17 protein-coding genes and 1 pseudogene are annotated in these 21,970 nt (G+C 61.0%); 14 read left to right on the forward strand and 4 right to left on the reverse strand.

What is annotated here, in order from left to right:
• Positions 1–22: 22 nt before the first annotated feature.
• The 10 genes and pseudogenes from CFE35_RS02730 to CFE35_RS02775 all read left to right on the forward strand — a co-directional run bounded on the left by CFE35_RS02730 (position 23) and on the right by CFE35_RS02775 (position 10,488).
• Entirely contained in the window at positions 23–448 is a 426-nt protein-coding gene (locus tag CFE35_RS02730) for a hypothetical protein (RefSeq protein WP_292927673.1), read from the forward strand.
• 32 nt (positions 449–480) lie between these two features.
• Positions 481–852 (forward strand): type-F conjugative transfer system protein TrbI, encoded by a 372-nt coding sequence (locus CFE35_RS02735; protein ID WP_292927675.1) that lies wholly within the window; start codon positions 481–483, stop codon positions 850–852.
• Positions 839–1,378 carry a S26 family signal peptidase gene (locus tag CFE35_RS02740; RefSeq protein WP_292927677.1) on the forward strand — a complete coding sequence of 180 codons (540 nt, stop codon included), beginning with the start codon at positions 839–841 and terminating at the stop codon, positions 1,376–1,378. The genes CFE35_RS02735 and CFE35_RS02740 overlap by 14 nt, the downstream gene beginning before the upstream one ends.
• An 11-nt stretch (positions 1,379–1,389) precedes the next feature.
• Positions 1,390–2,031, forward strand: coding sequence for a type-F conjugative transfer system protein TraW (gene traW, locus CFE35_RS02745; RefSeq protein WP_292927773.1), 642 nt, complete (start codon positions 1,390–1,392; stop codon positions 2,029–2,031).
• A pseudogene (traU, locus tag CFE35_RS02750) lies at positions 2,028–3,031 on the forward strand (conjugal transfer pilus assembly protein TraU). The gene traW and the pseudogene traU overlap by 4 nt, the downstream one beginning before the upstream one ends.
• Positions 3,028–3,801, forward strand: coding sequence for a type-F conjugative transfer system pilin assembly protein TrbC (gene trbC, locus CFE35_RS02755; protein WP_292927679.1), 774 nt, complete (start codon positions 3,028–3,030; stop codon positions 3,799–3,801). Before traU ends, trbC begins: the two are co-directional and overlap by 4 nt.
• Entirely contained in the window at positions 3,798–5,489 is a 1,692-nt protein-coding gene (locus CFE35_RS02760) for a conjugal transfer protein TraN (protein WP_292927681.1), read from the forward strand. The genes trbC and CFE35_RS02760 overlap by 4 nt, the downstream gene beginning before the upstream one ends.
• Positions 5,476–6,297, forward strand: coding sequence for a conjugal transfer protein TraF (locus CFE35_RS02765; RefSeq protein WP_292927683.1), 822 nt, complete (start codon positions 5,476–5,478; stop codon positions 6,295–6,297). Before CFE35_RS02760 ends, CFE35_RS02765 begins: the two co-directional genes overlap by 14 nt.
• Entirely contained in the window at positions 6,287–7,735 is a 1,449-nt protein-coding gene (locus tag CFE35_RS02770; protein WP_292927685.1) for a conjugal transfer protein TraH, read from the forward strand. The genes CFE35_RS02765 and CFE35_RS02770 overlap by 11 nt, the downstream gene beginning before the upstream one ends.
• Positions 7,736–7,791: 56 nt before the next feature.
• A complete protein-coding gene (locus CFE35_RS02775) occupies positions 7,792–10,488 on the forward strand; it encodes a conjugal transfer protein TraG N-terminal domain-containing protein (protein ID WP_292927687.1) in 2,697 nt (898 codons plus the stop codon).
• A gap of 5 nt (positions 10,489–10,493) precedes the next feature.
• Here the strand turns inward: CFE35_RS02775 and CFE35_RS02780 are convergent, their stop codons facing one another.
• Positions 10,494–10,709 carry a hypothetical protein gene (locus CFE35_RS02780; RefSeq protein ID WP_292927689.1) on the reverse strand — a complete coding sequence of 72 codons (216 nt, stop codon included), beginning with the start codon at positions 10,707–10,709 and terminating at the stop codon, positions 10,494–10,496.
• 1,016 nt (positions 10,710–11,725) lie between these two features.
• On the opposite strand from CFE35_RS02780, the gene CFE35_RS02785 reads away from it, so the two are divergent.
• The 4 genes from CFE35_RS02785 to CFE35_RS02800 all read left to right on the forward strand — a co-directional run bounded on the left by CFE35_RS02785 (position 11,726) and on the right by CFE35_RS02800 (position 15,991).
• Positions 11,726–13,177 (forward strand): hypothetical protein, encoded by a 1,452-nt coding sequence (locus CFE35_RS02785; RefSeq protein ID WP_292927691.1) that lies wholly within the window; start codon positions 11,726–11,728, stop codon positions 13,175–13,177.
• Positions 13,174–13,971 carry a hypothetical protein gene (locus CFE35_RS02790; protein ID WP_292927693.1) on the forward strand — a complete coding sequence of 266 codons (798 nt, stop codon included), beginning with the start codon at positions 13,174–13,176 and terminating at the stop codon, positions 13,969–13,971. The genes CFE35_RS02785 and CFE35_RS02790 overlap by 4 nt, the downstream gene beginning before the upstream one ends.
• Before the next feature lie 125 nt (positions 13,972–14,096).
• Entirely contained in the window at positions 14,097–15,332 is a 1,236-nt protein-coding gene (locus CFE35_RS02795; RefSeq protein WP_292927695.1) for a hypothetical protein, read from the forward strand.
• 2 nt (positions 15,333–15,334) lie between these two features.
• Complete coding sequence (locus CFE35_RS02800; protein ID WP_292927697.1) at positions 15,335–15,991, forward strand: hypothetical protein; 657 nt, start codon at positions 15,335–15,337, stop codon at positions 15,989–15,991.
• Between the two features lie 15 nt (positions 15,992–16,006).
• Here CFE35_RS02800 and CFE35_RS02805 read toward each other — a convergent pair whose 3' ends face one another.
• The 3 genes from CFE35_RS02805 to CFE35_RS02815 form a co-directional block, all read right to left on the reverse strand.
• Positions 16,007–16,696, reverse strand: coding sequence for a thermonuclease family protein (locus CFE35_RS02805; RefSeq protein ID WP_292927699.1), 690 nt, complete (start codon positions 16,694–16,696; stop codon positions 16,007–16,009).
• A gap of 612 nt (positions 16,697–17,308) precedes the next feature.
• Positions 17,309–20,710 (reverse strand): TM0106 family RecB-like putative nuclease, encoded by a 3,402-nt coding sequence (locus CFE35_RS02810; RefSeq protein WP_292927701.1) that lies wholly within the window; start codon positions 20,708–20,710, stop codon positions 17,309–17,311.
• Positions 20,711–21,225: 515 nt separating this feature from the next.
• On the reverse strand, positions 21,226–21,891 hold the full coding sequence (locus tag CFE35_RS02815; RefSeq protein WP_292927703.1) for a hypothetical protein: 666 nt from the start codon (positions 21,889–21,891) through the stop codon (positions 21,226–21,228).
• Positions 21,892–21,970: the final 79 nt, after the last annotated feature.

Here is a 21,970-nt window from a genome sequence, read left to right on the forward strand (position 1 = left end):
CTTTCACAACAAGGATACCCCGATGCCTCTCTATCTCGTTACGCCGTTCGACAATCTTGCGCCCCCGCTTCCCGGTGACACATCACCTCCGGGTCTGCCCGTCCCTGCCGCGCCCGCAGGCCGCACCCCGCCCCGCAAGCGGCGGCACCTGGCCGACCTTTGGTACATCCTCGTCAAGGCAGGCGCCTTTCTGGGCGCGATCTACCTCATGGTGCTCGGCCTGCCGCTGCTTGCGTTCCTGATGCTGGCGGGCGGCGATACCGAGCGGCTGTTCCTCCATCTCGACAACCTCGCGGCGCACTACCTCGCCGCCGATCACGGTGCGCGCGCTGCCTTCGACCAGGGCACGGCGCTTGGCCTGTTCGGTCTCGCCACGCTCCTCGCGATCTGGCGCCTGCCTGTGTTTCTCGACGCGGTGCAGGACGGTCTTTCGGGGGATGAACTGTGAGGAACATTCTGGCAACATTGCCATTGCCAGCTATGTCCTGGCGCAAAACGCTCGGCACGGCAGCACTCGGGGTCAGCCTCACGCTGTCCACGCTCTGGGGCATCTGGGCCACACGCAGCCTGCTCAATCTGGAGAAGCGGCAGGTCGTGACGGTCCAGCTCTCGCGGATCATGGGCGATTTTGTGGAAGCCGAGGCCCGCTCGGGCCGGCCGCCCGAACAGACCCGCGGCGAGGTCGAAGCCTATCTCAAGGCCGTGCAGGCTTCGGTCGAGCGTCTCGGCCGTGACGGCCGCACCGTGCTGGTCGCCGAAGCCGTCGTCGCCGGCGGCGTGCCCGATATGACCGAAACGGTGCGCGCCGACGTCGCGCGCCGCATGGGGGACCTCGCCCGTGCCGCGCGCTGACCTGTTCCATCTCAAGAACGGTCGCTGGCGTGAACGCGGTCGGAGCCTGCTGCTGGCCGCTGGCGCTGGTCTTGCAATCCTGGGCGCAGGCGGGTTGAGCGATTTTGCTCGCGCGCACGCCCTTCTCGTCAACGCCAGCCCCTCGCTCCCCTGCTGGGCAATGTGGCTGACGCGCGGTGCCGCGCCCGCAAAGGGCGATCTCGTGCTGTTTGTGCCGCCGCGCTCGGACTTGCTCGAACGACACTTCGGGAAGGAGCCGGGGCTCTTCGGCAAGCGGGTGCTCGGGATGCCCGGGCAGCGCGTGACGCGCGAGGGACGGCAATTCTTCGTAGACGGCGTGCCCGTCGCGCTCGCCAAGCCCACGGCCCGCACCGGCGAGCCGCTCGCCCTTGGGCCCACCGGGACAATCCCCAAGGGCTGCTACTTCGTCGGCACCGCGCACAAGGACGGTTTCGACAGCCGCTATGCCGCAATCGGGTGGATCTGCCGCCCCCGTATTCTCGGGACCGGGAGGGCTATCCTGTGAGCCAGCGCCCCATCCGCTCACTCGCCCTGGTCCTGGCATTCGCGCTGTGCGCGAGCACCAACCAAGCCGCTGCCCGTGACTACGGCCTGCATGGCGCGGTCTGGAGTATCGCTGAGCCCGATCTGCTCGAACAGATCCATGCCCGCCTGACACATCTGGAAGCGAGCGGGGAGACAGCACGACTCAATGCCGCGCTCCAGCGCCGCACGGTCGCCAAAGTCGAGCGCCCCGATCCGGTGTCGGGCCTCGCACATGCCACAACCACTCGGACCTGGACCTTCGATCCGACAATCACCGTAAGCGCCGATATTCGCGATGCGCGCGGCGTGGTCATCATTGCGCGAGGCACCAAGGTCAATCCGCTCGACACCGTCCCGCTCCGCAGTCCGCTCGTGTTCCTGGGCGGCGATGATCCCGCCGCACTCGACTGGGCTGCTGCCAAATTCGGCAAGCGCCATCCTAAAGTGATCCTCGTGTCGGGCGCGCCCCTCGCGCTGATGAAAGCGCGCCAGATGCGTGTGTTCTTCGACCAGGGCGGCACGCTGGTCCGGCATTTCGGCATCCGCGCGGTTCCCGCTGTGGTCGAGCAGAAGGGCCGCGTACTTCAGATCACCGAACAGGCGCTGAAGCCAGCACCGGCGAGGGCGTCATGACGCGGCTTCGCGCGCTTGCCCGCCACGCGCTCGCGGCTTTTGCCGGGCTGGCGCTCGCCACGACCGTCACGCCGTCGCCTGCAGCAGCCGCGTCCGGCCCGGGCCGCTGCACGGGGCATTTCGTGAACCCGATCACCGATATCTGCTGGTCGTGCCTGTTCCCGATCTCGATCGGCGGGCTCAAGATCTGGCCCTCGGGCCGGCCCGACACCAGCAATCCTGCGCTCCCGGTCTGCCTGTGCGGTCTGCGTCCCGGGATTGCCATGGGGTTCTGGGAGCCGGTGCGGCTCGCCGATGTCAGCATGAAGCCCTGGTGCTTCGTCAATCTGGGCGGGCTTAAACTCGATCCGGGCTTCGATATCGGCTTCAAGACCATGGCAGGACCCTCCGCGGTGGGCGGCGCGACCCAGTACGCTTCGCAGTGGCACATCCACTGGTACGCTTATCCGTTGATCTACTGGATGGAACTGGTGGCCGACTTTCTTTGCCTTGAGCAGGGCTCGGTCGACATCCTCTATATCACTGAGCTCGATCCGCTCTGGCAGGACAGCGAGCTCACTTCGATCATCCGCTGGCACTCGCCGCCTGCGCTGCCGACTGCGTCGCGGCGACCACGCGTCTGCCCAGCGACGACCTGTTCTGGTGCGCGGGCTGCCAGGGCACTATGTATCCCATGAACGGCAATGTCGCCGCGACCATCGGCCACGTTCAGGCCTCGCGCCTCGCGCTCGCGCGATTTGCCTTCAAGCTCCACCGCGAGCTCGTCGCCTGGGGCACGATGGGCGGCAAGGGACTCTGCGGCAAATACCTCATGCCGGTCATGCGCAAGCAGCAGTACCGCTTTCAGGCGACCAACCCCAATCCCCAGACCAGCGGCCGCTACGCCTGCGCACCGATCGGCGCCTCGACCACCTTCATGTCGGCGGGACAAGTCTATCCGGCAATTGGCGAGGACATGGGCTACCTTGTCTGGCGCAAACGCAATTGCTGCGCTTTATGAGCAGGCGGCCCTCCCTCCCCCTGCGCGCCTGGCTTCTGGCAGGCCTCGCCCTCACCTCCGCGCTGGGCGGCGCGCTTGCCCAGAGCGTTCCGGCAGATATCGATGTCGAGGCTATACGCGCGCGCACTGCCCAGCAGGCGGGCGACGCTGAGGCTCTGGCTGCCACTGCGCGGGCTCGCGCTCAGGCTCTTGCTACTTCTGCGGCAAAGACAGCCCAAGATGGCCATGCCAACGGCGCACGACTTTCTGCCGCTGCGCGCACGCATGCCGGCAGGACAGGCGATGCATTCGATTTTGACGGCATGGTGGCCGACGCCGGAACTATGGCCAAGGCAGACCTTAGCGAAGCACCGCGATTCATAGCCTTTGCCAGCACTTCGATGCCGCCCGCAGCGCTCAAGGCCATGTTGGACGACGTGCCGCGCGCAGGCGGCGTGGTGGTGTTTCGCGGGCTGACCCGCGGCAGCGCGCAGGCCATGACTGCCGCGCTGTCGCGCGTCCTCGCACCGGGCGAGCGCCGCGACGGCGTCGGGATCGATCCGCGCCTGTTCCGCGCGTTCGGGATCGAGGCGGTCCCGGCCTACGTGGTCGCAAGCAGTGATTTTGACCTTTGCGACGGGTTCGATTGCACCACCAGCGTCCCGACCTTCGACCGCATCAGTGGCAACGTAACGGCTGCCTATGCGCTGGACACCATCGCCGGTGGTGGCGGTCCTGGCGCGAAGCTCGCGGCCCAGTACCGCGCCCGCCTCGAGGAGCATGCACCATGATCCGCAGCGTCCCCGCTCTTGCTCTACTCATGCTCGCCGCACCGGCACTGGCCCAAAGCACGCCCGAAGCTGCCCGCGCCGACGGCAAGGCCTTCGGCGTTGCCAAGGCAGCCAATGCGCAGGCCGCCGCGACCACCAAGCCGAATGCAACCCGCGTGCCCGGTTACGGCGGCACGCCGGCGCAGTCGGGCTACTTTGCCGATCCAGATCGAATGGTGCGCGAAGCCGCCAGCCAGACCAGTACCAACAGCGGCTATCGCACCATGCGCGATTCCATGCAGCGCCGCGCGAAGTTCAATGCCGTCGATCTCGATGCGGCCATTGCCCGCAGCCGCACGATCAGCGCTGATCCCATGACCTATGCCAGCGGCATGGGTGGCAAGGGTAGCGCAGGCAGCTGCGTGCCGCTGCCGCCTTCGACCGGCACGGCCGCGCGCTACTTCGCGACCTGCAACACAGGCTACACTGCGAGCCAGGAGAACCGCAGCTGTACTGTGAGATTGACGACCGCGCTGCGCGATAAGTCCACATACCTCTACTTCTGCTCGACCGGCGGCGACTGCTCGGCGTTCATAGGGTCTGAGTGCCGCAAGACCGGCACGCACCCCGGCCTTTGTCTGCAACGGGACAAGACATTCGCCGGCGGCGGCTGCACCGAACCCGGTGATCCCGTCGATGAGTTCACCTGCACTGCGCCGATCGCCGGGTATACGCCGGTCTCCGTCATGCAGAGCCAAACGGTCGATACCGTCCGCGATGAAGGCGCCTGCAATTTGCTTGCTGCAGAAGCGGATTGCACCGCTGGCTCAGAAACCTGCACCGACAGTGATCCCGTCACCCGCATCATCGGCGGCGTCGCGGTCACGCAGCCATGCTGGGCCTGGGAGCGGACTTACACTTGCGCCGCCTACGAAGCGAAGCAGGACTGCTCGGCGCTCGAAGCCAATCCGGGCTGCCGCTTCGTTCGCTCCGATTGCCTGACCGATGAGCCCTGCCGGACTTGGGAGCGGGTCTACGATTGCCCTGTCCCTGACCAGACACCTGACGCGGACCAATTCATCTGCGACGGCGATGTCTACTGTATCGACGGGTCCTGCGAGACCATCGACCGCCAGCCCAACACTGAGTTCAAGGATGCGGCTGTCGCGCTGAACGCGCTGGCCCAAGCCCGCCGCGAGTTCGATCCGGCAAACCTCTCGCTGTTCAAGGGCGAGCGCGCGAGCTGCGCCTCCAAGGTTTTCGGCATTTTGAACTGCTGCAAGGGCAAGGGCTTTCCGCTGATTCCGGGGATCCAGCTGCTCGTGGCGCTCGGCTGTGGCCGCGAAGAAATGCTGCTCCATCAGCGCGATGCGCAGGGTCTTTGCAGCTACGTTGGAACATACTGTGCCTCAAGTTTCCTCGGCGTCTGCTTCACCAAGCGCAAAGTCTACTGCTGCTTTGAATCGAAGCTCTCGCGGGTGCTGCAGGAACAGGGCCGCGTCCAACTGAACAAGCCCTGGGCCCCGCCCAAGCAGGAAACCTGCGCCGGGTTCACCGTCCAGGAATTCGCGAAGCTCGATCTATCCAAAATGGACTTCAGCGAAGTCTATGCCGAGTTCACCGATGCCGCGCGCCTGCCTGACGAGCTCCAGGCCGCCGGCGACCTTCAGCAAAAAATCGAGGCCTACTATGCCAATGCATCGCATTGATCGCGCCGCGCGTGCCGGCGCGCTCGCCATCGGCTTGCTTCTGAGCCCGACTATTCCAGCACATGCGTCAGAATCTTCAGAAGCTGCCGTAAGTTCAGGCGGCGATCCGTTCTACTGCGCCGAGCGCCGCCTCGGGTACTGGTTCTACTGCACCAAGCCCAAACCCGCAGAACCTGCCCCTTCCGTTTCGGCGCCCACGGCCCCCGCAACGCAGCGGCTCGATACGATCACGGCAGAGCTGCGCGAACTCAAAGCGCGCGCCATTCTTGACCCCACCCCTGCGAACGTCACCGCCTATATCCGCTTCCAGCGCGCGCAGCTCGACCGGGCTTCCCTCTTTAGCGACGTCTGGCAGCGCTCGATCTGGCAGGATCCGGACCTCGACTACACGCTGCAGCGGCCGGTCTCGACGCTCGGCAAGCGGCAGTGGCAGGACGCGCGCAAGGCCGAGCGCGATAGCGTCATGGCGCACTTGGCCGAACGCTACGGCTTGTTTTACTTCTTCGCGCAAAGCTGCGGTGCCTGCAGCGTGATGTCGCCGATCGTGCGCTCGGTGGCATCGACGTGGGCCATTACCGTCCGCGCGATCTCGACCGACGGCGGCCCCTCACCCGATTTTCCCCGGTACACCGCAGAGACAAACCAGCGTGCGCGCATGGGTCTTGAGCCCGGGATCACGCCCGCCGTGGTCCTGTGGGACGCCGCCGCGCACCGCGCGATCCCGATCGGCTACGGCGTGATGTCCGCCGACGAGCTCCAGGACCGCATCTACCTCCTCACTTCCAAGGAAGCCGGCCATGACTACTAGATCCAAGCGCCTGATCGCCGCGATCATGGCGCTCGCCCTGCCCCTCGCCTCAACCCCGGCACCGACCAGCGCTAACGTCGGCAGCTCGATGGACTCGTTCCTGAACGATGTGGGCGGCGCTGCCAACGTGAACGGCCCAACCGCTTTTCAGGGCCAGTCGGCGGGCTACTACAGCCTCGGCAATGTCTGGATGCGCTTTCCGCAGAAAACGACCTCGATCGCCAACCTGCAATTGCCCAAGGCCCGCGCCGGCTGCGGCGGGATCGACCTGTTCGCGGGCTCGTTCAGTTTCATCAATGCCAGCGAGATCGTTGCAATGCTCAAAGCCGTCGCCAACAATGCGGTCGGCTTTGCCTTCAGTCTCGCCATCGACACCGTCTGCCCGGAATGCTCGAAGATCATGCAGGAGTTTGCGCAGAAGGCGCAGCTCATGAACAATCTCAGCATCAACTCCTGCGAGATGGCGCAAGGCCTCGTCGGCGGCGTCTGGCCCAAGGGCGACCTAGCCGACAAGGCGGTCTGCGAGGCGATCGGCAACAGCCAGGGAATCTTCACCGACTACGCCGCCGCCAAGCATGGCTGCGGCACGCGCGGCGAGCGCGCCAGCACGACCGGCAAAGCCGACGCCAGCTTTGCCGACGTCAATCCGGGCGTGGCGCGCAACTACACCTGGACCGTGCTCAAGAAGTCCGCATTCTTCTCGCCTAGCGGCAAGTTCGACCAGGAACTCGCTGAATACGCGATGACTTTGGTTGGTACGGTGATCTACCAGCCGCCCAAGGACGATACGCCGGGCAAGTTTGTGCCAGTCGCGGGCGATGCCTCTTCGACCCTGGTCTCGGCACTGCTCGACGGCAGCTCGGGCGGCGCGGTCAAGATCTTCCACTGCGACGAGCCCGACCAGTGCCTGAACCCTGGCCTCGCGTCGCTGTCGGTCCCTGTATCGAAGGCCCTGCGCCCCCGCATCGCCGCGCTGATCGATGGCATGGTCCAAGCGATCCGCGACGACACGCCGATCACTGCGGCTCAAAAAGAGCTGCTCCAGGTCTCCTCGGTCCCGCTCTACAAGATCCTCACCGTGCAGGCCGCCTACGGGCGCGGCATGCCGACCGATGACCGCCAGACCTTGGCCGAGATCGCCAGCGTCGATCTGCTCTTTGCCGTTCTCGACCGCATAGTCAGCGAATCAACTCGTTCGATGGCGAGCTTCATCGGTGCCGACGAGGCCAAGATCACGCTTTGGCAAGGTCAGGTGAACGTGGTCCGCCAGGCACTCGCCGACCGGCAGGCCAATACCCAGGCCAAAGTCGGGGCGATCATGCAGATCATCGAGAAGACCGCCTTCATTGAGAACCTGCTCGCCAGCCAGATGTCGCCCGGCATGGCCGCCGCGCTCGACTGGTCGCGTGCTGTCGAAACCCGCGCACTCACCCACTGACGTTCTTCCCGCCGGTGCCGCGATCGGCAGCCGGCAAAACTTGAGGGACCAATCCAATGGTCGAAGTCTTCACGGTCGGCGGCGGCGACTATCTCGTCGCGGTGTTCCGGGCGGTCGCCGCTTGGACCGGCAACGGCGGCTATAAGGGCCTGCTGCAGGTCGTGATGGTCATGGGTCTCGGACTGTCGGCCCTGACGCTGGCTTTCGGGCAGGATTGGCGCGCGTGGATCAACTGGTTCCTTGGCGCGACGCTCATGTACACCTGCTTGATGGTGCCGCGGCTCGACGTCCACGTCACCGACCGCATCAACCCGGGTCTCGCGCCCGCCAACGTAAGCAGCGTTCCTCTGGGCCTTGCGCTTATGGCGAGTTTCACCAGCCAGGTTGGCGACTACCTCACTGGCTCAGCCGAAGTTGTTTTCGCGCTGCCGCCCCAGCTCAATTACTCCAAAAACGGGATGGTCTATGGTGTGCGCCTGTTCGAGGCAACGCGGGGCCTCAGAATCTCAGACCCTGAGTTCGCTGCCAATCTGGATGAGCATTTCCGGCAATGCGTGTTCTACGATGTGCTGCTTGGCCGGGTATCGATGCAGACACTGGCGAACAGCACCGACATCTGGGCGACGATCGGCCCCGGCAGCCAGGCGCGCGCGCAGCGGTTCCTCACCCGCGACGCAGCCAGCGGAAAAGTCACCGCGACCATCCTGACCTGCCGCGAGGCCTACACGGCGCTGAATGGCCAATGGGCCGGCATCGTCACGGCCATGACCACGGCGTTTGGGCGGCAGCTCTATCCGAACCAGACCACAGCGCTCGCCAAGGCCAAGCTGCTGGCTGATCTACCGGTCGCCTTCCAGTACTTGTCCGGCGTCTCGGCCAATGCCTCGCAGATCTTCAAGCAGACGCTGACGATCAACGCGATGGCGCAGGCCATGCACGGCTTTGCGGGGAACAACGGGGCTTCGAGCATTGATGTCTATGCCCAGACGCGCGCCGATATCCAGACCGAGCGCACCTACGGCTCGATCGCCAGCAACGCCATGAAGTGGGTGCCGCTCCTCAACATCGTCCTGACCGTGCTGTTCTATGCACTGTTTCCGGTGCTGTTTCCGCTGTTCCTGCTGCCCCGCACCGGACCGACCGCGCTCAAGGGGTATCTGACCGGCTTCTTTTACCTCGCCGCCTGGGGACCGCTGTTCGTGATCCTTCACATGATCCTCATGGTCAAAGGCGCGGCCGATATGGGCGCTGTCGCGAACGGATCGGGGCTCAGCCTTGCCACTTTCACCGGTATGGCCGACGTCAACGCCGACATCGGCGTGTTGGCGGGCTATTTGATCGCATCGGTGCCGTTTCTCGCGGGCGGCGTCGCCAAAGGCGCGATGGCGATTTCGTCACAGGCGACATCCTACCTCAATCCCAGCCAGAATGCCGCGGAGGAAGCGGCGCGCGAAGCGAGCACAGGCAATGTCTCGCTCGGCAATTCCAGCATCGACAATTCGAACGTGCTCACCCGCCAATTCGCCCAAGGGACCATCGCGCCGAGTTTTGCCTATGGCGCCGCCCAGACCCGCACGATCAGCGGAAGCGGCGCGACCACCACATCGTTTCCGGGCGCGGCCTACGATCAGGTGCCCAATTCGAGCTACCCCTTCACGCCGACGCTTGGAGCTGAGTTCTCCTCGCGTCTGGCCACGATGGCATCTGAAGCGCGCAGCCAGAGCGAAACTTTGGCAAACGTTGCGACCCAATCGACCAGCCAGGCCATCGCCAGGTTCCAGGAGCTCCGCAACCAGCTCAGCAATGCCCACGGCAATGAGACTGCGCAGGGCAGTTCGAATTCGGACAGCATCCAGACTGCCTACAGCGAGGTGGATCAGGCTTCGTCCAGCCTCCAGCGCCAGTTCGGGCTGTCGCGGCGGGCAGCGGACGACATGTCGATCTCGTGGTTCCTGAACGGCGAGGCGTCAGCCGGTCTTGGCGGCAAGTTTGGGCCCGGCAATGTTGGCGCAGGCGCAAAGGGCGGGCGCAACCAATCCTGGACCGACAGCGACGTCGGGATCGCCTCCGAAGATCGTTCCCGCATCCTAGGCAGCCTGCAACAGATGTCGGACAGCCGGAATTGGTCAAGCGCGCGCGACGGCTTTCTCCGGACCATCAGCACAACAAGCAATACCTCGATTTCGTCCAAAGCCAGCGGTCTGAACTCGAGCGTGACCGAGGCCCAATCGAACTCCCGCGAAGCTCGCCGCGCTGAGGAAACTGCACATCGCCTCGAAGGTCAGGCATCCTACTTCGCCAGCCACAACACGTCCGGCAATCTCAACCTTAGTCAGGCCTATCGCGAGTGGGGCTTGGCCGAAATGGACCAGAACCGCGATTTCTATGGAAGTGCCCGCTTCGATGATACTGCTTTCCAGCTGAGCCCTGCGGGCCAGGCTCTCCAAAGCAAGTTCATTGAAAGCTATGCGGGTCAGGTTCGGGCCGGTGTCTCAGAAAAGCTCACCCTGCCTCCGGCGCTGCCCATTGCACGCCCACAGACTCAAATGTCACAATCCATCGTCGCCGCACCTGTAAGCAGCGGTCAGCGCAATACGCGGCAGGCGGAAGGCTTGCATGCGATTGTGGAAGCTGCTCAGGCTCAGGGGCAACGATCGATCGCTTCGCAGCGCGCTTTGCTCGACGGGCTTACTTCAGATGCGAAGGGTGCGAATCCCGAAACGGCGGACCGCATCAAAAAATGGCCGGAATGACGGTCTCAGAGAATGAAATCGTTGATCACAACGTAGCCGACATAAGCTGCGAGGATCAGGCAGACCAAAATGGTCACCGCACGATTAATCGGATCCGCCCACGCCTTCTTGATCCGATATTCGGTCAATCGGTTGTCGGCCAGCGCACGATCGAACTCGGCCAGCCCTTCCCAGTTCCGGGGGGCAACAAATTCGGTTGGCTGATCGTTCCTGTCGGTCATGTGAACTCCTTGGCTTGCGCTTGGAACATATCAGAAACAAAACTGCCTGCCAATAGCCCCCGAACGCCCGGTCTCCAGCGATAAACCTGATCCTTATAACCTTACACAATGTCCGAAACGGCTTCTTACCTTGCTAACATCACACACATTTTCTCAGCTCTGATTCTATTCAGGTTTTGTTATGCGGCCGCTCGCGTTGTTGCCTATCAACCATCCATGTGCTTTATCATCGTCTAATTGATGGCCCCTCCGATATCGAAAAGTTCATTGCGTAATTGCGTGGCACTGTCGGCATCAAACTCGCCAAGACCCCGAGCTTCATGAACGAGCTGTGCAACCTGCTAGGCGTCGATGCGCCCGCTGAGGGCCGCACAGACGACAAGCATCAGCGCTACGAGTTGCGCCGAGCAGTCCATCCTCTCCATCGTCGGCCCGCAAGACATCGCCCGCGCCTTCAAGAGCAAACGCGCCGCTACTGTGCGCCCGGTCCTCGACTCCCTCGCCGACATTGGCATGGCGCGTCGGCGAGGTGATGGGTGTTAGCCCCGGTCGAGGCAGACATGATGGGTAATTCCGCACCCAATCTGGCAGATTTGGCCGACCTTCTTAGCGCGAGTGACGACTATCGCGTGCAGCGACGCCTTCTGCCGCGCTTTAAGGTCACGCCGCCCTCCGCCCCGCCGACTAGGAGCGCGCTCCTCATCGATGTGGAGACTTTCCCCCGCTAACTTGTATGATTATTCCTCCACTGGAGTGTGAGACAAACGAAATGGGTTGTAATTTGGACTGCAAGGATAGCCACGTCGGGCGCCTTCGAGAGCAATGATGGTCATCGACAGCGCAAAGGAATGCACAAGGTGATGTAGGCATATTTTTCAATATTTCCAATGATTTAACGAATACCTCGCCATCTGCACGTCATTTCGGCTCGATTTTGCTTTGAACGTCATTGCGAACGCGAGAACTTAGCCATACTTCTCGAACGTTAGCGTACGCGCTTCAGGGGGGCTCCAAGAGTGCAGATTTCGAGTTACGCTGGTAGCCTGGCCGGGAAGGTCGATGCTTACCGAAAGTACGGACAGCAAGAGGCAGCGAAGAACCGGCCCCCAACACAATCCACGTATCCCGATACACACGAAGTGACCCTCAAGGCAGAGGCAGATAAGCTCGTCGCGGACGAGCAGCGGATTTTCAATGCGATCATGTCCGAGGCCGACAAGGCTATCGTCGACGTGCAATCAAAGCTTACCGTCCTTGATGGCGATATTCAGCAGGCGCTGGCGGACAAGACGTTAGCCGGCAGTGTTGATGCTGCTCTGGCCGGCGACCGCAGTGCGCTCATTGATAGTGCCGCCGAGCGGATTCAGCACGAGGTTGCCTTGCGAGCGTTTCAGGCGGAAAACGGCATCAGGGATCCGGCTCACTACCCGGAGAGCTTAATCTGGCACTGGGCAATCATTCTTGCACTGGCACTTGCCGAGACGATAGCGAACGCGTTTTTTTACCAAAACGACAACGGCTTGGTTGGCGGGCTGATGGTCGCGTTGTTTGTTGCGGCGGTCAACATGGGCACTGCCACAGGCCTCGGGAATCTCTTCCGCTATAAGAACCGCAGCGCCACCAGCCTAAAGGTTCTGGGATGGGCATCACTGGCACTGTTCATACCCCTCACCCTGTTCTGTAACGCACTTTTTGCAGCGTTCCGCTCTGCATATCAGATGCTCAATGATCCGCAGGACCTCTCACAGCTTCGAGACGGGTTCGCAGTGGCTCAATCTGAAGCCGCTCGCATCTTCGTTTTGGACTTCAGCTTGAAGGATCTCTCAAGCTTCCTGCTGTTCATGACGGGGATTTGCCTAAGTATTTTGGCGTTTTGGAAGGGCTATACCTCTGACGATCCATTTCCGGGCTACAGCAAGCGCGATCGAGCCCTCAAGGCCGCGAAGCAGGTCGATGACGGTGCCCGCGCGCTGCTCAAGCAGAAGATCAAGGATTTGATGCACGCCCACTTGGTGAACGTGCAGCGACTGTCCAGTGAGGCAGCCACCATCATCGCCACCATCAGCCGCCGTATCTCGGAAACGGCGATGGCCAAGCGAACCCTACTTTCGAACACGCAAGCCATTCAGCTGGACTATCAATTGGTCCTCGATGGCTATCGGCAAGCCAATCTCGCCATTCGCGGCACCAACCCGCCAGACTATTTTTCGACGCAGCCCACGGTGACCGATACCGTGAACGCAGACGGCGAGCAGGAGCGAACTGAACATCTGAAGGCGGTAATGGCTAACGTGGAAGCTTTGCAAGCCCGCTACCGGGAAGATCTTGGAAGCAAGATCCACGAACTCCAGTCACATTCCTCCGAGATCATGGGAAGCATGTTCGACAAGTTCATCGCCGGCGTGGAGGCCGACGCTAAGGATCTCATCACCCAGAAGCTCAAGGTCATGCCGGATCAGGCGCTGTGAGCAGGCTCAGCAAAAAAGATCGGCAGGGCATCATACTTATAGCCGGGGTCATCTTGGTGGCACTGGGCATGGTGGCCTTTAATGCCTACCTGTCAGGCCGCCCGAGACCGGACGAACGAAACTGTGTAGCCCCTGTGACCGCCAAAACCGTCTTCGTCATCGACCAAAGCGATGCCATTCCTGAGCAAACAGCTTCGGAAATGCGCAGCCGGGCCATGAAGACAGTGGCCGAGGTCGTCCAGGCGAATGAACTTGTGTCTGTCTTTGTAATCACGGAGCAATCACGGACCAAGCTCCTGCCAGTATTCAGCGCTTGCAAGCCGCAGCAGGACGGGAGCGAACTAACTGAGAACGTAAAAGCGATTCAACGGCGCTTCACAGAGAACTTCCAGAAGCCGTTCGAAGCGGCTTTGGCCGTTGCAGCCAAGAAGTCGGAAGCCTCGCCGCTGGGCGAAGCCATCATAGATTTGAGTCTGAGTGACAGTCTGCGCGCCGGGAAGAGCCGGCTCGTCCTCTACTCCGACATGATGCAGCACAGCGAGAACTCCAGCCTGTATGGATGCAGTGATGGCAACGCGGCCATCCAGAGCTTCCGTCTGCACCGAGCGGGAGCGGTTGAACGCCCCACGTTCAAAAACACCGATGTGCAATTGAACTTCATCCCGCGAGAAGGGGTGGGCGAGGCTGTCGCTGCCTGCAGAACCAGGTTCTGGGCTTGGTTCTTCGGCGACAACGACGGCGCGAACGCGGCACTAACCACTGACTACCTGCCGGGCGGAGCTAAAGTCTCGTGATCACTTACTCGAATGTTCTGACCCGATGCATGCTTATTTCCGCCATCTGCATGCTGGTCGGCGTGTGGATCCCACCCTCCACCACTTACCCGCTCGTACCCTTAATATTGCCGTTCCTAGCGGGCTTGGCGCCGCTCATTTGGTACCATCTTGGCTATCTCCGGCCAAGGGCTGTGGAAGGAACGCTGGGTCCAGCTGAAATCGACAGCGTCTACTATTTTGGCTTTCTCGTCACGGTTGGTGCCCTCGGCTGCACGGCATTGCGGCTGGCAACGCGAGGCATCAACGACAACTTCACGGAAGTAGCGTTTCAGTTCGGACTGGGGCTGCTCGCAACAGGGTATGCGGTGTGGGCAAGGGTGCAGTTAACTGCCGCCTCGAAGACCCTTTCCGACGCCGAGATCGTCGATCTGATGAAGCGAGTTGTCCAAGATACCCGGGACCTCTCCGACAATGTCCAGTTGGGCTCTGATCGCTTTTCAGCCTTTGCCAACAGTGTTGTTCAGCAACAGGAAGAGTTTGCGAGCCGAATCCAGGGTAGCGTCCAGAAGAACATTGAGGCTAGCGTTAGCGATTTTCGTGAGGCAATGAAAGGCATTGCCGCTGAGGGCCAAGCAGCGCTCAAAGACCTTAGAACCGCCGTGAATGACGTGACTTTTGGCTCCGAGCGCGAGGCGCTGCGCAACAGCGTTCTGGGGATGACCGATACTGTGACGGCGCTCAACATCACTCTGCAGGAGCTCAAAACTTCGGCCTCGGCGGGATCTGATAGCGTCGGTGCCTTCGCGAGCGGCCTCGGGAAAGTGAGCGATTCCGCTATGAGTGCCCACGAAGCGCTATCGGAACTTGGTGGCAAGGAAGGCTCTGTCCCGAAGCTTGCGACTGCAATGGAGGAAAGTCGTTCAGCCCTAGCGGATTTCAACCTCTCTGCGAGTGTTTCGGCGGCTTCCTTCACTTCAGTTTCGGACCAAGCGAGCGCGGTTTCTCAACCTTTAAAGGACATCAAGGTGCAAGCTGCTGCTGCTGCACGGGCGATGACGACGATGGCAGAACTGGCGCCAAAGTTCGGAGCTTTGGTCGAGCAGATGGGAGCACTGGATCAGCACCTGTCGTCTATGGCGAATTCGGCCAATACCGGTGGTAGAGCAGTGCAGTCCATGGGCGCGCAGGCCGACGAGCTTCGCACAGTTTTGATCAACCTGAACCAGGCGCTTATCGATTCAACCGGAGGCTTCAAGGACTCAATGCTCGCACTTTCGGAGGAGATCGAAGGCCGTCTCACCCGCAATTTGGCGTCGATCGAGCAAAAAACCAGTCAGGTGGAAGAGCTCCTGCTCGTCAATCCTGAAACGAACTCCTGATCATGGCGGCGCAACGGTCAGAAAGCGTCGTGCTGCTGACTCTGGTCGACTTCCTCATTCAGATCATATTTTTTGGGCTGCTCGTCTTCGTGTTTTATAAGGCAGCGGAAGGGCGTAGCGCACGCAATTACACCCCTGAGCAGGTTGGCAAAGCCATTGATGCAGCAGGAGTTTCCAACATTGTGGAACTCACCGACGAGCTGACTAAGCTTGCGCCAATGCAGCTCAAGGAACTGAACGGGAAGCTTCATGCTGGTAGCAAAGACGCGGACATCGCCAAACTTGTCGAGTTGGTCGATCAGGCCGGAGGAGCCGGAGCAGCGGCCAAGAAGCTCGAACAAGGTCTCGGGCGCCCGCCTTGCCTAGTAAGCGAGGTCGCCGGAAAACGTCAGGTTACCGTGCTCGCCTCCTTGATAGGAAGCGCTACGACGATCACCTTTGAGGCCGAAACACCTGAGCTTCGCAAGGTGTTGACCGACGTGGGTCTTCAATACTCCGATGTTCGGAGCCTTCCGCTGGCGCGGTTCCGCAACGTCTTCAACCGAGTTGTAGAAAAGTTCCCTAACTGCCGCTACACAGTTCAATTGCGTGAAACGACAGGCCTCGTGTTCGCAAGGGATGCAGTTCAGCAGATTTTCTACACCAAGTTGAGGCGATAGCCCGTCCGCGGGAGATCAACTGGCGGGAGAGCACAGCTTCTCGCAGGGCTTGCCGTCGCCATCCCCATCGATCCCCTGACCGCCGCACTTTGCTAGCCAGCCTTTGGCTTCGTCGCAGCTGTTCATCTGCCGACACGACGGCTTTGCAGAGCATTCTGGCGCCAAATGCCCATGTACAGGCAATCCCAGTAGACCATGGTGTTGCGCGGTTTCGGCCTTGGAAGCTAGTTCCGGGTGCCGGAACTCCCACGGCGGTATGTTTTGCGCTGGCGGCATTGACCAAAGCCCCCGCTTTTCAGAGCGGGCCTGCGCCTCAAGTTGCACAAGCGACGGATCTCGGAGATACTGCCGGTAAGCCCAAGCCGAACCGGATTGCACCATTTCGCGGTTCACCTGAACTCCATTCGCACGAACCTCGCCTACCAGCCGACCATACTTGTCGTGCTTTCCGCCAACGACGCAGACTTCACCCGTGCCCAGCAATTCGGCGAGCTTCTGCCGTGACTTCTTGGCCCAGGGCTGAGTCTTTTCCGGAGCGTCAATCTGATCTAGGCGCACGGTAACGAATCTGCCGTTCGACTGCGACAGGCGGAAAGTGTCCCCATCGGAAATCTTGGAGGCTCGCCCCGTGATGCCGGGAAATCCGCCGCATGCCGCTGAGACGTTCTGAACGTCCCCTTCCCCTCCGCAGCTCACAAGCAGCATCGTTAGGCAGATAACGAGCGGAACGTGAGGGAAGAGACGGCTAAGTTGCGGAAGCCTTCGAACCCTGTGCAATTGGGTGTCCAATGTGAAGTGATCAGTACGGCCCATATCTCCGTTTTGGAAGCTATTCCGGTGTAAGTCACCATAGAATCGAGACGATTATCCGCCCTCCTATCAGTAACAGATGATCTTGAAAGGCACTGCGCCCTAACCCAAGCTGGCATCTGACGAGACGACGAATATCCTCTCCCGGCGGCAAGCCGCTCCAAGCGCTTGCTAGCCATGCTGTTTCTTGCTTGAGATTGTTGAGTCAGCCATCCGATCTCCCAGAGTCTCGGTAACTTCGAGGATTTGGGCGCCCCAAATTCGCCGACCGCCTATTCAGGCATTCGAAAACTAAGCCCTCAACTGACTCAGGGTGCCCGTGTCCCCGAGGATGGCCGCTTCCAGCGGGACCGGACGCCTAAGCGGTTCTGGTGTGATTGACCCGGATCTGGGTAGGAAGCTGCCGGTCGGCACACGGCCCTTTTTGCGGACATGGAGATGTGCTGAACAAACGGCATTGTTTGGTGTGCCACCTATGTGCGCGGAACAGCCGCAACTGAGACGGCGTTACACTGAACTGAGCTCAAGATATCGACAAAATGCGTTCGCGAGTTGCATCTGACGAGGCGTGCGGCATTCGGCCTCGAAAACCTGCGTAGACCCGACAAGGATCGTGACGCATTTTGCACGTGAGGTCGCGACGTTCAGTCGGTTCAGGCTATACAAAAACTCCATACCGCGCGGCGCATCGGCATGCGAAGAGCTGGCGAGCGAATAAATCGAGATCGGCGCCTCTTGGCCCTGAAACTTGTCGACCGTTCCGACCCGCGCCCGGGGTACTCGACGTTGGATCTCGAATACCTGCGCATTGTATGGGGCGATAATCAGTATGTCTTCGATTCCGAGGGGCTTTTCGTTACCTTCACGATCGATCCAGGTCGAGCCCTGACCCAAAAGATCGGCGACGAGTTCAACAACTACGTCTGCCTCTTCGGGTGAGCAATTCTGGTTTCCGGAATGCTCGACGGGCAGGAACCTCAGACCCGTGCCATTGGCGATCCCCTTCGCGTTGACCCGCTGGCCGGCCGCTTCTGCCTTCGCTCCGAGCTTGCCCTCGTAAAACAGCTCGGATGTGAACGCACAGATATCCGGATGAAGTCGCCAGGTGACGTCGAGAAACAGGCCTTCATCGGATGCGATTGTTTGCTTGCCCGAAAGCAGGTGGTCGAGCGCAGAGCAGCCGGTTCCGTCCGGATGGCTGCCTTGCATGGGTTGGTCGAGCTGCTGCGGGTCTCCGAGCAGAACCAAAGTTTTTGCCGCCTGCGAAACGGCGAGTACATTCGCCAGGGACATCTGTGCCGCCTCGTCGACAAAGAGTACGTCGAGACTTTCGAAGGCATCCTCCGTCGACCACAGCCAGGCGGTTCCTCCTGCAACACTACAATCCGCGTTGAGCGCGGCGAAGATCTCCGCATTGCTCTTCTTCGCGAACCGCAGCCGGTCGGTCGCGTCCTCCTTGGACCCGCCTTTCGGCTTTTGGATGCAGATCAGGGGGGTGTCGGTCTGGTCGGCGACTTCAATGACCTTGCTCAAGAGGTTGCGGATCACCTCATGACCATTGGCCACGACCCCAACCTTTTTACCCTGTCGGACAAGCTCGCAAATCATGTGCCCACCGGTGTGGGTTTTGCCGGTGCCAGGAGGTCCCTGAATTGGCAACACGCCTGCTGCGATGAGCGGGCCTATGCGCACGCCCGCATCGAGGGGCTTTTCACCATCGAGACGAACAGCGCTGCCGTCGGCAATGCGCGGCGCCACGCGCATCAACATGTCGCGCGCTGCCTGATAGGCTTCTCCCTCGGCCATGCCATGCTCGCAGACATGGGTTGCCAATCTGACCAGCGATTCCTGCATGGGTTTGGATGGCACATGTTCATGCACGAAGACGGCAGCAGGATGTTCGTCCGCCATTGCCGAGGCTTTCTTGATGTCGATGGTGCGCTGTTCCCTCGACATGTCCTCGACGGTGCCAAGTGCTTGGCCGCCCTGCGCTCTCAGCCCTTTGCCTGCGCGGATATCGGCTTCCTGTACGGGGAAGCTGTAGCGGTCGATCGGGCACTTGGCTGTGCCGCCAACCGTTTCCAGGAAGGTGAGACCTGCAAGGCCGGCGCGCTCGTCTATAAACTCGTCTGCGGAGAGGTCGCTAAGGCGATAGTATTCCCACCAGGTCGCCTTCTCCTCCCGGCGATGCCACTCGAGAAGGTTGGCAAGGAGCCAGCGCGCATGTTGCTCGGCGGTGCGCTTTTCCGGATCGACAGGGACGTCGGCAGTCAGCCGCTCAATCAGCGGCGTTATCCGCGCAAGCCATTCGGAAAGGCCCTCGCTGGGCCCGCTCTCACCTGGCTCCGGCCTCGTTATGTCGATGCCCCGAGCAATGAGCTTGGTGCGTTCGGCCTCCAGCCAATCGCGCAGCGCCTCGGTCGAGACACAGTCGTCCCGATTGTAGGTTTCGACGGTCTGCTTATCCTCCGGAAGGATTCCGGCCGCGTCGTTCAGTTCAAGGCTCACCTGCAGCCGGTTTAGCGCCAGGTTGGCATCGGGAAGGCTTGCGTCACGAACATAGCCAAAGAGCGGTTCGAGCTTCTTAATGGAATAACTCTCCACGCCCGCGCGCAGCGAGTGGCGGACCACGCTCAGCAAATCGACGAACACGAGGCCACGCAACAGTGAATCCAGTTCGTCTTCGCGCGTGCCATATCGCCCCATCAGCCGCTTAAGAGCGCCTGTCTCGTAACCGCCGTAGTGGTAGACATGAAGCTGCGGGAAAACCTTCATTCGCTCGAGCACAACATCCATGAATGTCTCGAAAGCTGCCTTCTCGCCGGCGCGGTCAAGCGCCCAGAGCCCGCGGTATTGTGGCTCACCATTCTCGCGAAAGTGGAAACCCAAGAGATATTCCAGACCATGCTGGCCGACGAAGGAATCGCCCTCAAAGTCGAGAAAGATATCGCCCTCGGAGGGCTCGGGCAGGCAATTGAGACCGAAACCTGCCACTGTTGCCAGAAGTTCGTAGCGTAGTTCCCCGCTGACTCTGGTTTCGAGCTGAATCCTAGCCTGCTCGCGGACGCGGGTCAGCGATTCCTTCGAGCCACGCTCCGGCTTCCATTGCAGGGGCAGCGGCAGTTCGGCCAGCGCCGTTGCTGTTATAACGCCGTGATCCTTGAGCTCTGTGATCTGCATCGAGGAGATGCCCGCCACGAGGCAAAGATGATCGTCATCCCGGCGTTGCTTATTGCAACGCGCGCTCCAGTTGCAGATGTCGCAGCTTGATGTTGGCTCCGGATATGTCTGTTCGGCCGTCCGAGTGTTGATTGCTGCGAGCAATCCTTGCTTCACCTGGCGGTGATAGGCGGCGAAATCGCTGAGCCGATATCGCTCCGGCTCAAAGTCGGTCCAGGGCGGAATGACGCTGGCAAAGACTGGCATTGTGCCTTGCACTTCAGCAACGAGTTCAGAGTAAAGGCACAGCTGAAGGACGGTGCCGCCTTTCGTTTCTCGGGCGAGCTTGGCGTCGGCGGCTTCATAGGACCAATGCCCTAGGTCGCTTGGCGTGTCGACGCGCTGCAGAATGTCGGCACGGCCAGCCCAGTATCCGCCTCGCAGCGCGGCCTGGACGATCACGTCAACGCCCGCCCTCATGGAGGCAATAGTTTGCTCAACGGCCTCATCGCCGATGTCCACGCCTTCAATCACAGCAAGTGAAAGACCTTGTGCGCGCAAATGGTCTACATAGGCCAGTTCGTGCTGCTTACCGCGCTCCCAGAGTGCCTCAAGAGCGGGATCAAAGAATTTTGGACGCGAAAGCTCACCGCGTGCCGCCGCATGTTCCAATTGCGTCAAGTGCCGACAGTTCAGATACCCCACCAGATCAGTGGCGCTCAGGCGCAGCGTACCACCATGAATTTTCATCTTATTGCCTCTTTTAACTCAGCGCATCCTTGCTCTAGCAAACTGAAGCACCCGCTACATCAAGAGCTGGAGATGAGACAGTCGAAGCTTGTAGTCTTTCGTATGTTCGGCCCATTTTGTCGGACTGTCGCTTGCGGCTCATGTCGGGAGTTCCGATCGGTCGCCCTATCGGTACGCAGGTCTGAGCTTTCTGCCAAAGAGACCTTTCTCTTTCGATGGACATTCTCTAACCTCAGACGCCATAACGTTTCCCGCCTGATCGCGTTATGCAGTAGCGGCCCCCACGGGGTCCAATGCAGACCTTCCCCCCATTACATGGGCATTGGCCGTCGTCGCTTGTCCCTCGACCACCTGAAAGTCCACTGCTTCCGCTGCGACGGCGCGGACGTCGCCGTCCTTTCGCCTCGGCCTCTCCGTTTAGACCTACGAGCGCGACTGCCCCGATGGCCGCTAGCAGATTTCTGCGACTGATCACCCTTTTGTCCTCCTTAAGTCCGCCTTTCGGCTAGTTGCACCTAGTTTGAGAGTTCGATCCCGAAAGCGGCTGCGTTGATGGCCCTGAACCCTTCTCGCTTGGTCCAGTCCATGTGTCCGCCCAGCCGCTCCACCAGCGCGAAACCGTCTGCCCTTTCGAAATTGATTGTCGAGGCAGCTTGCTCGGAGAGGGACAAATGCAGCACCGGCGCCGCGTTAATGTGACCAGTTGCGCGGTCAAGAATGTCAGTGAGCATGAGAACTTCAACAAAATCCAGCGGCAGGACGGTCAAGAATTCGAGCGCGACGCGCACGGCAGCCGAGCAGAGCGCATCCCGGTGGAGCTCATGGCGCTTTCCAAGCGGTATCGCTTTGAATGAGGCTTTGCCCGATTTCAGCAAGCTGGCGCTCTCCTCAGGAATGTCCTCAACATCCAAGCCGTCCACGATGGCCACAATCCTGTTGTCGATGAATAAGGTGTCGATGCCTTCGACGGCGAAGGGCAAATCACCAAGCGAGCTGTGCTCTTCCAGCGCAGAAAAAAGTGCATCGGGATCGCGTGCCACGACGCGCTTTGCCAGCTCGATCTCCGCATTCCGTTGAGCTACTGTCTGTTCCCTCGCTGCGTGGACCGCGTCGTCCTCGCCACGCGCAGCTGCGATCGCCTCGGACAAACGCTCGCGGACCTTCCGTTCGCGACCAATCACGCGAGTTAGCCATCCCGCCTTGTATCCGCCCAATCTTGCAGCCGCTTCGCGCTCTGCCTGGTCACTCCGAGGGGGCGCA

The organism is Novosphingobium sp. PASSN1 (assembly GCF_002278815.1).